This is a genomic window from Vibrio frigidus (assembly GCF_042465995.1).
Lineage (GTDB): Bacteria > Pseudomonadota > Gammaproteobacteria > Enterobacterales > Vibrionaceae > Vibrio.
This window is the reverse complement of record NZ_JBCDMC010000004.1, coordinates 171,582-183,204: the sequence shown is the minus strand read 5'-3', so window position 1 is coordinate 183,204 and position 11,623 is coordinate 171,582. Positions and strand designations below refer to the sequence as shown.

Annotated in this window: 11 protein-coding genes; 7 read left to right on the top strand and 4 right to left on the bottom strand. The window is 39.9% G+C overall.

Annotation, left to right across the window (positions count from 1 at the left end):
- Window positions 1-40 precede the first annotated feature (40 nt).
- Together AACW90_RS08525 and AACW90_RS08520 are read left to right on the top strand one after the other, a co-directional pair.
- Entirely contained in the window at window positions 41-2,317 is a 2,277-nt protein-coding gene (locus tag AACW90_RS08525; RefSeq protein WP_390233185.1) for a glycoside hydrolase, read from the top strand.
- A gap of 236 nt (window positions 2,318-2,553) precedes the next feature.
- Window positions 2,554-3,006, top strand: a complete 453-nt coding sequence (locus tag AACW90_RS08520; protein ID WP_390233183.1) for a DUF302 domain-containing protein — start codon at window positions 2,554-2,556, stop codon at window positions 3,004-3,006.
- Window positions 3,007-3,147: 141 nt separating this feature from the next.
- On the opposite strand, the gene AACW90_RS08515 is transcribed toward AACW90_RS08520, so the two are convergent.
- Together AACW90_RS08515 and AACW90_RS08510 are read right to left on the bottom strand one after the other, a co-directional pair.
- Window positions 3,148-3,627, bottom strand: coding sequence for a GNAT family N-acetyltransferase (locus AACW90_RS08515; RefSeq protein WP_390233181.1), 480 nt, complete (start codon window positions 3,625-3,627; stop codon window positions 3,148-3,150).
- A 62-nt stretch (window positions 3,628-3,689) separates the two neighbouring features.
- Entirely contained in the window at window positions 3,690-4,298 is a 609-nt protein-coding gene (locus tag AACW90_RS08510) for a LysE family translocator (protein WP_390233179.1), read from the bottom strand.
- Between the two features lie 193 nt (window positions 4,299-4,491).
- Between AACW90_RS08510 and AACW90_RS08505 the strand changes: the two genes are divergently transcribed.
- The 3 genes from AACW90_RS08505 (at window position 4,492) to map (ending at window position 6,186) form a co-directional block, all read left to right on the top strand.
- A complete protein-coding gene (locus tag AACW90_RS08505) occupies window positions 4,492-5,049 on the top strand; it encodes a helix-turn-helix domain-containing protein (RefSeq protein WP_390233177.1) in 558 nt (185 codons plus the stop codon).
- 134 nt (window positions 5,050-5,183) lie between these two features.
- On the top strand, window positions 5,184-5,408 hold the full coding sequence (locus AACW90_RS08500) for a ParD-like family protein (protein WP_390233175.1): 225 nt from the start codon (window positions 5,184-5,186) through the stop codon (window positions 5,406-5,408).
- On the top strand, window positions 5,401-6,186 hold the full coding sequence (gene map, locus AACW90_RS08495; RefSeq protein ID WP_390233173.1) for a type I methionyl aminopeptidase: 786 nt from the start codon (window positions 5,401-5,403) through the stop codon (window positions 6,184-6,186). The genes AACW90_RS08500 and map overlap by 8 nt, the downstream gene beginning before the upstream one ends.
- 89 nt (window positions 6,187-6,275) lie before the next feature.
- On the opposite strand, the gene AACW90_RS08490 is transcribed toward map, so the two are convergent.
- Complete coding sequence (locus tag AACW90_RS08490) at window positions 6,276-6,749, bottom strand: cupin domain-containing protein (protein WP_390233171.1); 474 nt, start codon at window positions 6,747-6,749, stop codon at window positions 6,276-6,278.
- 256 nt (window positions 6,750-7,005) lie between these two features.
- Between AACW90_RS08490 and AACW90_RS08485 the strand changes: the two genes are divergently transcribed.
- Window positions 7,006-7,713: a COG3650 family protein gene (locus AACW90_RS08485; RefSeq protein WP_390233169.1), complete on the top strand. Its 708-nt coding sequence runs from the start codon at window positions 7,006-7,008 to the stop codon at window positions 7,711-7,713.
- An 81-nt stretch (window positions 7,714-7,794) separates the two neighbouring features.
- The gene (locus AACW90_RS08480) at window positions 7,795-9,483 is read left to right on the top strand and encodes an amidohydrolase (RefSeq protein WP_390233167.1); all 1,689 of its coding nucleotides are present in this window, start codon (window positions 7,795-7,797) and stop codon (window positions 9,481-9,483) included.
- A 359-nt stretch (window positions 9,484-9,842) separates the two neighbouring features.
- Here the strand turns inward: AACW90_RS08480 and AACW90_RS08475 are convergent, their stop codons facing one another.
- The gene (locus tag AACW90_RS08475) at window positions 9,843-11,402 is read right to left on the bottom strand and encodes a putative bifunctional diguanylate cyclase/phosphodiesterase (protein ID WP_390233166.1); all 1,560 of its coding nucleotides are present in this window, start codon (window positions 11,400-11,402) and stop codon (window positions 9,843-9,845) included.
- Window positions 11,403-11,623 lie beyond the last annotated feature (221 nt).

The window sequence follows — 11,623 nt, the reverse complement described above, 5'->3', positions numbered from 1 at the left end:
TAGATGTAATAGCTGAAAACGTTATTCATGGAGTCTAAAAATGCTTAATAAAAGTACAAAGTCTAATCAGAGTTTCCTCTTCGCCATATCGCTAACCTTGCTTTCAACAGCAACACATGCAACGGTCGTAAAGTTAAACTCCCCTAATAATCATGTCACCATTTCTCCTCAAAGCTTTGAAATTAAGTGGAATAATCTGATGGTTAATTCACCCTCTCTCAGAGTGAATAACCAAGATCAAACACTCACTGATCTTAAGGTTAATTCTGTTACTAATGCAAGTTGGTTGCTGAGCCCCAGTAAAATATCCGTCAATGCAACGTTACAAAAGAATGCGCTCACCGTCAGCTTTGCTGCCTCGTCTGATATGAAAATCAAACGAAATCAGCCTGTTGTTTTAGAGTGGTTCAATCTAGATGAAGAGCGTACAGATACGTTATTTCTTCCTTTCAGTGAGGGGATGCGCGTTCCTGTGAAAGATGAAGTTTGGGCCAGCTACTTAATGACTAATTATTCTGGTGCTAATACCACTCAAGATCTAAAAATGCCTTTTTGGACCGCACAACAAGAAAATGCATATATCAGTTACCAACTAATTGAAGCGACGAACAATCAACTTAACTTCTTAAATTCAAAATCTAAAGTGGACATGTATGCAGCGCATCGCTTTACTGTTTTAAATCAGCTACAACCATTTACAGTGCGTATTACAATTGGAGATAACTGGCTTGACGGCGCAAAAAGCTATCGTCAGTGGAGAGTTGAAAATAACATTTCTGATCCACTCTCCCAAAAAGTCCAACGTAATCCAAACGTAAGAAAACTAATAGGTGCAAGTCAAGTCTACCTATTCGGCAAGGATCTTATCAGTACTGAGGATGTGATTGACTGGTGGGGCCTAAAAGGCTGGTACCTCCAACAAACCAAACTCTCTCTACCAAAAGAAGCAAAAAAAGAACTTCAACCCTTGTCTAAAGGTAAGGACTGGTTCAGCCAGTATCATAAACAGCTATTACTCGATTCGATTAGCACTTCTTTAAGCATTAAATATAAAGTACCTAACCCTACGCTGTCGGATAATACTATTGCTTCTCAGTATCTGGCGGCTCAAAACAGAAAAAGCTGGCTTGAAGAAAACGCCTCACCTTTTTTAAAACCTTCCGAAAGTTGGGGGCAAGCCTTGTCATTAGATATGATCACTAGCTTAAAAAAAGCAGGTCTCGATAAATTATGGTTGGGTTTTGATAACTGGATGCCCGCTTTTTATCAGCCTGACGTGGTAGATATGGCTAAGCGCGCAGGATACTTGGTTGCGACTTACGACTCATACAATACTGCCATTCCCGCCGGAACAAATGATGGTTGGTTAACCGCTAACCTACCCGAATCAATGCGCAATAAGTGTGCAATTGAGCTCGCCGACAAAAGTAAGAAAAAAGGGTTCAGAGGAAATGGTTATTACCTAAATCCTAACTGTCATCTGGGTTACGTAAAGAAACGCGTTCTTGATATAGTAAAGTATGGTCATTTCAATAGTTTATTTATTGATGTTGATGCTACAGCCATGAGTAGAGAAGACTATCGAGATAAAAGTACAGAGACTGACATGCTTGATGCTTTCAACGAAAGAATGGAATGGATATCTAAACAGGATCAACTGGTACTTGGGTCTGAAGATGGTAACAGCCTCACAACTCGAGGAATCGCATTTGCTCATGGGCTAGAGTCTGTTGGATTTGGTTGGACAGATAAGGACATGAAGTCAAACCGGCAGTCACCATATTACCTCGGCCGTTGGTATCCAGATCACAAGCCCGATTTTTTCTTCAAACCAGCAAAGGTGAAAGAACCGTACAAATCTCTGCTCTTTTCTCCTCAGTATAGAGTTCCGCTATATCAAACGGTATTCCACGATGAAGTGATTAACAGCCATCACTGGCATACCGACAGTCTCAAGTTTACCGACGTAAAAGCTTATAGAGACCTAACGGCCATGCTTTACAATACACCGTCAATGGTCCATCTCACTAGAGACGAGGCGTCGTCGAATCAAAGCTCACGGGTTCAAGCCTTAAAGCACTATCAGGATGGTTTTCAACCCATTCACGAACAGCTTTGGGACAAAAAATTAATCGACTTTAATTGGCTTGATAAGAGGGGACATATCCAACAGACCAGCTTTGATGATGGTAGTAAAATAGTTGCAAATTTCTCAAACAATCTATTTAAAAAGAATGGCGTTGAGGTAGAACCATTATCGATAAAGGCAATCCTCAGTAACGGTAACGTCGTTCTGTGGCGTTCAATAACCGAGTAAAAACCGCCACATTAAATAAGAGCCGCACACGCTGCTCATATTTAATGTCCAATCAACCTCACCACTCAGACAACTATTAAAATCGAGATATTACAGGGAATTTTACTATCAGGTGAATATTAACCGAAGATTCAATTAAGACCATATCTCATGATTCAATTTGCAAATAGTGAATGTAAAAACTACGCTTTTATGACGTGCTACACCTCAACCTCAACTACGTAAGGATCAATACCATGACACTTAAGACTCTGGGATTAATAGTGATTTTTTGCATAACATCAACCGCTTATGCAGAAAATGGATTAATAAGTGTCAAGAGCACATTCGATGTTAATACCACGACGGATCGATTGGAAAACGCTTTGACAGCAAAAGGAATGACTGTTTTCTCACGTATACGCCATTCTGATGCAGCTATGAAAATTGGCGTCACCATTCGCCCTACTCAACTTCTTATTTTTGGTAACCCAAAGGTAGGTTCCCCTTTAATCGCCTGCAAACAAAGCATTGCGATTGACTTGCCTCAAAAAGCGCTCATTAGTCAAGACGAAAACAATGTCGTTTGGCTTACCTATAACGATCCAAAATACCTCGCTACACGCCATAACATTTCAGAATGCAAAGATAACGTTATGAAAATCGAAAAAGCGTTGGCTAATTTTGCTCAGAAAGCAACGCAACCTTAATGTCCATAAGATCGCGCTTATCATTGATATCAAGGTTTAGTCTCGACATCAATGCCTTGAATCAAGAGAGCGCCGATGTAAAAAAACACAGCGATCCCATTTGGGACTTCAGCTTCGGCCGTATACGTGTAGATATTGAGGCTATTCATCACCAACATCTTTGGACATGTTAATACCCGTTATTACGAAACCAACGTCCTGATACAGTTTTAGAGCGCGCTTGTTTTGATATGCCACTCTTAGCTTTATCTGCTTAATACCAACAGAATGTAATTGTCTTTCTAACGCTGACATTGCTTGCTTACCAAGTCCTTTGCCTCTGTACTCATCAGCAATGAAAAAATCGTAAATAAAGGTCGATCCATCCGCAGTATTGATTGAGTGCCATAGATACCCAACTAAGCATGGCGTTCCGTTAATATCGGCATCAATACATAGCAATGATTGATTATTATTATCTAACCCTGTGGGGAAGTTTTTATTTAAATCTTTTTTGGCTAGTTCAATGGAGACATCCATCGAATGACCATAATTGAGCGCAATTTCTTGACTATAATCGTCAATGAAATACTCGCAATATACCGGGTATTCCTCTTGGCGCATTTCCCTAAGTACCACCATTTTTCTTTCCTTATACGATGAACATTTTTGCACAAAAAGATTCTAGTGTTTTCGTTACCAATTTAAAACTGATACCAAATATCTTTGACGACAGGCAACACCGATCCCACCAACAGAAGCGACATCGTGATGTTAAACCAACGTAAGTAAGCAGCATTATCTAAGAATTGACGTAATATGGACCCAAACATCAACCAGATACCAACACAAGGGAAAGAAACAATAAAAAAGGTGGTTGCTATCGTCATATTCTGTGAGAAAAAGCTTTCTCCAATTGTGGTAAATGCTGATATAGCCCCAATGGATACGACCCAAGCTTTAGCATTCACCCATTGAAACAAAGCACCTTTTATGAACCCTATCGGCTTAACTTGCTGGTTAGTTACCCCTACGTTACTGGACCTAGCAATCAACCACGCCAAATAAAGCAAGTAGGCGGTACCAACAACTTTAATGATCAAACTTAATTGAGGGAATAATGTAAATAACTGACCAAAACCTAGCCCGACCAACAATAACATCGCCGTAAAACCGACACAAATCCCTATAAGCAATGGCATACTTCTGCGTATACCAAAGTTAAGCCCAGACGTCATCACCATGATGTTATTTGGACCTGGTGTTACAGAGGATGAAATTGCAAATAATACAACAGATATCAAGTAATCCAAGTTCTGTCTCCCTTAGTGCTATTGATGTAATTCCGAAGGGTTCTTAAACCAAGATTTGCCTTCCATATCGCCGACAACTAAATAATATATTGAACGATTGGTTTTTATATTGAACGATCATTTTTAGTTTGTCAAAAAAATCGATCGTATTATATAATGAACAAGTTATTCATAGAAAAGACGTCCATTCATCATGACCAAAAATAAACCACCTATCGCACAAATCGCCACAACATTGAATGCTGAAAGACGGCGTTCAAATCTCAGCATCGCCGAAGTTGCCCGACGTGCAAATATCGCCAAGTCAACCTTATCGCAGTTAGAAAATGGGGTCGGTAATCCAAGTATCGAAACGTTATGGTCCATCTGTGTGGTACTGGATATTCCCTTCTCGCGTCTAATCGAGACACCAAAACCAAAGACCAATATCATTCGCCAAGGTGAGGGAGTATCTGTACTTACTGAACGCAAAGACTATCAAGCGACTCTGCTGGCTGCATGTCCACCTAATAGCCGCCGTGATATCTACTGGATCGAAGTTAGCCCAGGAGAACCTGTTCACTCTAAGCCTCACAACTCTGGAGTGATAGAACACGTAATCATCACCAAGGGACGAGCCAATCTTGGTTTAATATCAGAACCTTACGAGCTCAACGAAGGAGACTATATTTGCTACCCCGGAGACTTGCCACACGTTTTTGAAGCGCTTCAAGAAGGCACGTCAGCCATTTTAATTTCGGAATACCGTTGAGCCATTTAAAAGCTAAGAATTTTTTCAGATTGAGCGACATCAAATAACAACGATGATTTCCAAATTATTTATCTTGACTATTCACTCTCTGCAAATACAATGCGCATACGAAACATGTATGGAACATATATAAAATGGGTATTGTGAAAATTTCCGAAGAACTTCATGAAGAGATAAGAAAAGCAAGTTCTGTTATGTCACGCTCTATCAATTCACAAGCTGAATTCTGGATAAAAATTGGTATGTTAGCCGAGCTTCATCCACAACTGTCATTCAATCAAATAGTCGCAGATCTTATGAAGTCAGCCGATGTATCGGCAGCGAAAATAACGGTAGTAGAAGGAAGTACCAATGAATAAGAGCGTCAATATAAAATCTGCTTCTGAAATTGAACTGATGCGCAATGCTGGGAAATTACTTGCGCAGGTCTTTCATATGTTGGACTCATATGTAAAACCGGGCGTATCAACCATGGATATTAACAACAAAGTTGAACACTTTATTGTTAATGAGCTGAACGCTAGACCAGCAAGCAAAGGTCAATATGACTATCAGTATGTTTTAAACTCGTCGATTAATGAAGTCGTGTGTCATGGTGTACCCAACACAAATCAATTATTAAAAATCAAAGACATTATTAACCTAGATATTACTTTGGAAAAAGAAGGGTTTATTGCTGACTCTAGCAAAATGTATGTCATGTCAGAAGCCTCACCTTTGGCTAAAAAGTTGGTTGACGTCACGTATGACGCTATGTGGGCTGGAATTAAACAAGTCAAACCTGGCGCTAGACTTGGAGATATAGGTCATGCAATCCAGAAACACGCTGAGAGCTATGGCTACAGTATCGTAAAAGAATACTGCGGCCACGGTATTGGTCGAGAAATGCATGAAGAGCCACACGTGCTTCATTACGGATCACGAGGAAAAGGTCTTAAGCTAGAAGAAGGGATGGTGTTTACGATAGAGCCGATGATTAACCAAGGTACTGCAAAAATCAAAACAAAAAAAGATGGTTGGACCGTCATTACACGGGACAGAAAATTATCAGCTCAATCAGAACATACTATATTGGTTACAACATCTGGATATGAAGTACTTACACTTCGCAAAGATGAGAAACACAATCATCACTAGTTCATAACCCATTAATAGGCGTAAACACAGGGGGTATGGTTTATTACTGCCTAAGTAAGGTGAAGTGATAAACACTTACTTTTCATGTATTAATAAGTAGAGCCATCCTTATGTAGGACAGACCAAGACCCATTTATTTCTTGAGTTAACGCTAAATCATCGTCCGGATACGTAACGCTTTCGTTAGGGCTTCTATCACCAACTTCGATAAATATGACATCCTCTGACGTATTGTTCACTAGTTGATGCCCGACACCACTATTGGCTTTAAAACCCATACAGTCGCCAGGGTTCATTTGAATTTCATCTTCACCATAAATGAGCGTTGGGTTGCCCGCAATGACATAGATAAACTCATCCTGCATTATGTGGTGATGCTTTAGTGCAGACATCGAATTTGGCGCTAAAACCGTATAATTCACACCAAAGTTTTCTAACTGAAAAAAGTCACCTAACTTTCGCTTAGTACGATCCTTTACTCTATCGGCAAACGGTTCCGGATAAATTGATTTCGACATATTTACTGGAACGAGCTCAACGTTTATTGGGGGTATTTTTTTCATTCTTTTCACTCTCTATACAAGTAACAACGTAACTATCGATATGAACACACTTTGCCAAATACATACTCAGTATTTATCGCGATGATATTTATTGCAAATAACAACCTTCATCTAGTCAATTTATAATGAAGAAAAACAAGTTTATTTGAATTTAAAATGACAGGCACTTTACTGATTTTAATCATTTTATTACATCATCGCTTCCGGTAGTGCGTATACTAATAGACAACAAATAAATACAGCAGAGTAAGATAAAATGAATAATCGCACACTAGGTGGACTTTTTCTTCTCAGTTCACTCACTTTAGTCGGCTGCTCAACTTCCGAGAATATACCTAAAAGCACCTCATCTTCCAGTCCAACTGTTAGCACCAGCGCAAACACGATCGCCACTTGGGTAGACGCTAATATTTTGGCACCCGAAGGGCTTTCCTTAGCACAAGATAAAGTAGGTTACTTAACAGGTAGCGCCGATCTGAATGGCGATGGCATCGCCGAACATATCGTCTTAATGCAAGATCTCTATTTCTGTGGCAGCGGTGGTTGTACCGCTGTCATGTTCGATAATGAGGGCAACGTCATCAACCGAATGACTGTGGTGAAAACCCCTGTCGTTTTGGCAGACAGTTATCGCAACGGTTGGCAAGACTTTATAGTATGGAGCAATGGCGCTCATCGCTTAATGAGCTACAACGGCGAATCCTACCCTAGCAACCCTTCACTCGAACCAACCGTGAACAGAAACGCAAATAGGCAATCGGCTATCGCTAACGTAATGGCGACAGAACTTTATCAGCAAGATGGCTACGGCATTATGCCTTCAGAAGCAAAAGAGCTATGGACACCTGCCAACGTTTACCATTTCACTTTTAAACATTATGGTGATCCAGATAATATTTACCAAGCGGTAGTAGATATGACGAATGGCGATGTTGATATTGAGGCCGTTGAGTTACCGCAATAGCTCATCATCTTATGGTTGGAATATCCGCACTTGAGAAGAGCGATTGCTAGCAATGATTATGGAGCAAAAAAGGAATAAAAAATGAGTCGAGTTTATCCTCTAACAATAATCACGAGCCTACTAATCAGTTCTCATGCACTGGCTTTAACACGCTCTGATATAATCTTAACAAATGCAATAATTTACGGTCACGAGAATGCCAATACGATCGTCATTCGCGATGGTAACATTGCTTTTGTCGGTCAAAAACAATCAACGGATGCATATCGTAATAAAAACACGACCATTCTCGATCTTGAACAAGCCTATGTATTACCGGGTTTTATTGATAATCACAACCATGTATTTGAGGCGGCTTCAGAAGTCGGCGGTAATTGCGAACTAGGCATGGATGCATCACTTGAAGAACAGATCCCCTATCTAACCGCATGTAAAAAATTCGAATCGGATAGCTGGCTGATAGGGTATGGCTTTTCTTTAGAGGCCATCTTGAATGAGGACGGTCATAGCACGCCATTAGAAGTAATTGATCGCATTTTCCCGACACAACCTGTCATACTTATGGAGCAAACCTCACACTCAATGTGGGTTAACTCCGCAGCGCTCAATTTAGCGGGTATCACCAAAAATTCTCCCGAGCCCCAGGGCGGAAAGTTTCTTAAAGACAAAAACAGCGGTGAACTAAACGGCATTCTATTTGATAACGCAGGCGATATCATCATGGAGATGGCTTGGAATAACTTAGAGAATCGGTTCGACCAGAGCTACCAAGGTTTAATGATTGGTCTTGAAGAAGCTTCAGCACATGGCATTACCACCATAGGTGATGGGCGGCTTTATTGGAAACGCGGATGGTATGACGTATGGCAACAAGCCGAGAAAAACGGTGACTTAACCGCCCGTGTTTCTCTGCGTCCTTGGATCTACCCTACCGACTCGATGGCACCCCAATTGGCATTTTTGAAGAAAATACAATCGAACGATAATTCGCGTTTATTATTAGTAGACCAAGTAAAAATGTATAGCGATGGCATCATTATAAATGGCACGGCGAAAACGTTAGCACCATATTTAGACACCTATATTCCAGACGATCCTTATGGCATCAACTATATTCCACCACATCAAATGAAAACTTGGTTGGATGCACTGAATAACATTGGTTACAGCGCCCATATCCATGCCATTGGTGACGGTGCGGTTCGTGAATCATTGAATGCCATCGAGCATGCTCGCAATCAAGGTTCTAAAAAACCATATACGCTTACGCATGTCGAATTAGTGAACTCAAAAGACGTTCCTCGTTTCGCAAAACTCGAGGTGACCGCCGATTTCCAAGTAGGTTCTGAATACGTAGCACTACATGACCACCAATGGGCCGAAGCCTTCATAGGAGTTAAACGGACACATTCATTGATGAACCCAAAAGCCATATTCAATACAGGTGCTAATGTTACGTTAAGTAGTGATTGGAATGTAAATGAAATCAACCCATTAGTTGGCATTGCAAATAGCCTAAAAATGGATAGTACGGGCTTGCCGAACGTGTATTCCGCGATAAATGCCTACACAATTAATGCGGCCAAAAGTTTAGGGATCAATGATATTACCGGTTCGATAGCCGTTGGAAAATCAGCCGACTTAGTCGTTTTAGAGAAAGATATTACCCGTTTACCGGTCAATGATATCGCGAAGACAGAAATCCTAATGACAATATTACAAGGTGATATCGTCTTTGGTTCAGAATCACTGCCTAAATCGGAAATATAATCCCAATATGCATTTATGCCCCAAAACTAACTTATTGGCATAGTTTCTAGACGTTCGATTAAAACACCATAGCGTGATCAACGAGGAATCGACCGTTTTTGTGTATTAACACAATCTCAGCGACAAACTCGCCTTCGGCTTTTGTGCAGAATTGTTTCCAAATAATTGCCTCCGAATCAGGCCTTCTGAATACGGTTACGGACTCTCTATACTTCCAAAAACCTTTCTCAGACTGGTATCTAGCACACACTCATAAAATAAACTTATTGTTAACTATTTTTAACTCTAGTTATTGCTCATAAAAAGCGTGATAGTTGTCGTTGTTGTTATCTGGGAACATATCTATCATCGATTGGCTTTTACTCAACACTCGTTAACTCAGGGCTGTGAGACTCTATTGCTCTAGCTGGTTTTTGAAAGTAGTCACCTTGCATATATAACGTTCCGAATTCACGTAGAAATTCAGCTTGCTCCTTTGTCTCAACACCTTCAGCCACAACGTCAAAATCAAGAATTCGAGCTAACTTGATAATTGTCCTATATATTCCATTACTTTTCTTATCTCTTAGCGCATCGACTAAGAAAGAACGATCGATTTTCAACCTATCAACGTGTAAATGTTTTAAGCGATATAACGACGAGTAGCCAATACCAAAATCATCAATCATAATTTTGATACCGGACTCTCTTAGTTGTTTAATTTTACGAGTCGACCCTTCAAAGTTTGTTATTATCGAACTTTCGGTAATCTCAAGCTCTAGGTTTGCTGGGTCAAAGTCGTATTTTTTGGTTAATGCCTCGACGCTTGTGACGAACTCTGGCTCAAGAAACTGCTTGGCGGATACGTTAATAGCTAAAAATTGAAGGTTTTTAAGCAAGGTTTTACTTTCTTTAAATGTTGTTTTCATTACCCATCGCGAAATAATATGGCTCAATCCAGTCTCTTCCCCTAACTCAATAATCACTTCAGGGTTCACCATCTGGCCATCTAACTTCCAGCGCATCAATGCCTCATAACCTTGTATTACACTAAACTCATTATAAATGGGCTGGTAAGCCATATATAATTCATCATTCTTTAATGCATGCTTAAGGCTTAAAGATAACTTATTCCGTTCAGTAATTTTTTCGCCTAGATTTTTCGTATAAAAACAAACGTTGCCAGTCCCAATGCGTTTGGCCTCATACATTGCTATATCTGCTGCGCCAAGCAAACTTTGAGAAGAATCACCGTCTTGAGGATAGATGGCAACACCTATACTAAAATTCGTACTTACTGCGTTATTTCCTAATAGAAAAACATCATCTTGACACCGCTGAATGCGTTCAACCAAAGACACTAAATCCGAATCCTTCCCGGAAATTTTAGCAACAATCAAAAACTCATCACCACCTAGTCGGGCAACAATCTCATCGCCTTTACTATACTGATTCAGTTTTTGACTAACCAACATTATCAATTGGTCACCAGCATCATGACCATATCTATCATTGATGCCTTTAAAATTATCAAAGTCTAAGAAGATCACAGCAACACTATGCGAAAAGCAACTCGCTTTAGCCAGTTGTTGCTCAAGATAGTACATTGCCAAATTTCGATTAGGCAGTTCGGTTAAGGCGTCATAGTACGCGCTACGAGTAATATCCTGATTAAGTGTTCGGATGTCCAATAATCGCCTTGCACCATAAATAATCGAAACAATAGCAACCCATAAAACACCGAATATGATTTCATCAAGTTCCCACTCTTCATAGTCTCGTGTGAAATTATAAAACGATTCTACTAACTCAGTATTTGACGAAGAGGACAAAAAAATTAGAAATATGACAATAAAACTACCAATCAAAAACTCATCGCGTGCTCGTTTTTTGATTCGAATACTTGTTGGTGTTTCTAGTAACTTATTGTCTTTCCCCATGCCCTACCCCTATGCCTAAGAAACACTAGAAGATTACACTCCAACAATATACATCTAATTTATACAAATTATATATTAGTCAATAAGAAGACTTTACACAAACTGATGAATACCCCATCAACACACTTCTAAGAATTTGGTCGACCACTACCAACAAATGTATAGTGATGGACAACTAAAAAAGCCAACAGATCGAGACCTGTTGGCTTTTCAAATTCTAA

What these genes read in the sequence shown, in the direction of transcription:
- AACW90_RS08505 (WP_390233177.1), top strand. Translation starts at nt 4,492, where the DNA reads ATGACCAAAAATAAACCACCTATCGCACAAATCGCCACAACATTGAAT.
- AACW90_RS08475 (WP_390233166.1), bottom strand. Translation starts at nt 11,402, where the DNA reads ATGGGGAAAGACAATAAGTTACTAGAAACACCAACAAGTATTCGAATC.
- AACW90_RS08515 (WP_390233181.1), bottom strand. Translation starts at nt 3,627, where the DNA reads ATGGTGGTACTTAGGGAAATGCGCCAAGAGGAATACCCGGTATATTGC.
- map (WP_390233173.1), top strand. Translation starts at nt 5,401, where the DNA reads ATGAATAAGAGCGTCAATATAAAATCTGCTTCTGAAATTGAACTGATG.
- AACW90_RS08480 (WP_390233167.1), top strand. Translation starts at nt 7,795, where the DNA reads ATGAGTCGAGTTTATCCTCTAACAATAATCACGAGCCTACTAATCAGT.
- AACW90_RS08490 (WP_390233171.1), bottom strand. Translation starts at nt 6,749, where the DNA reads ATGAAAAAAATACCCCCAATAAACGTTGAGCTCGTTCCAGTAAATATG.
- AACW90_RS08500 (WP_390233175.1), top strand. Translation starts at nt 5,184, where the DNA reads ATGGGTATTGTGAAAATTTCCGAAGAACTTCATGAAGAGATAAGAAAA.
- AACW90_RS08485 (WP_390233169.1), top strand. Translation starts at nt 7,006, where the DNA reads ATGAATAATCGCACACTAGGTGGACTTTTTCTTCTCAGTTCACTCACT.
- AACW90_RS08520 (WP_390233183.1), top strand. Translation starts at nt 2,554, where the DNA reads ATGACACTTAAGACTCTGGGATTAATAGTGATTTTTTGCATAACATCA.
- AACW90_RS08525 (WP_390233185.1), top strand. Translation starts at nt 41, where the DNA reads ATGCTTAATAAAAGTACAAAGTCTAATCAGAGTTTCCTCTTCGCCATA.